Annotated in this window: 1 protein-coding gene; it reads left to right on the top strand. The window is 73.4% G+C overall.

Annotation, left to right across the window (positions count from 1 at the left end):
- Nucleotides 1–395, top strand: a 395-nt coding sequence (locus ACLQ2V_RS28140) for a beta-ketoacyl synthase N-terminal-like domain-containing protein (RefSeq protein WP_425721740.1), incomplete at both ends; no start/stop codon positions are given.

Below are 395 nucleotides of genomic sequence, written 5' to 3'. Positions count from 1 at the left end.
GCGGGTCTGGTGCCGGGGTCGTTGCGGGGCAGTGCGACCGGGGTCTTCATCGGCGCGATGGCCCAGGACTACGGGCCCCGCCTGCACCAGGGCACGGCCGAGACCGAGGGGTACATCCTCACCGGCACCACCGGCAGCGTCACGTCCGGGCGGCTGTCCTACACGTACGGCTTCGAGGGCCCGGCGATGACCGTCGACACCGGATGCTCGAGCGCACTCGTGTCGCTGCACCTGGCCGTGCAGGCGCTGCGCCGGGGTGAGTGCTCGCTGGCGCTGGCCGGCGGCGTCACCGTCATGCCCACGCCCGGTCCGTTCATCGAGTTCTCCCGGCAGCGGGGGTTGGCGGTGGACGGGCGGTGCAAGGCGTACGCGGAGGCGGCCGACGGCACGGGTTG

Source organism: Micromonospora sp. DT233 (assembly GCF_049841815.1).
In the GTDB taxonomy this organism is placed as follows: Bacteria; Actinomycetota; Actinomycetes; order Mycobacteriales; family Micromonosporaceae; genus Micromonospora.
This window is presented reverse-complemented; position numbering and strand designations above follow the sequence as displayed.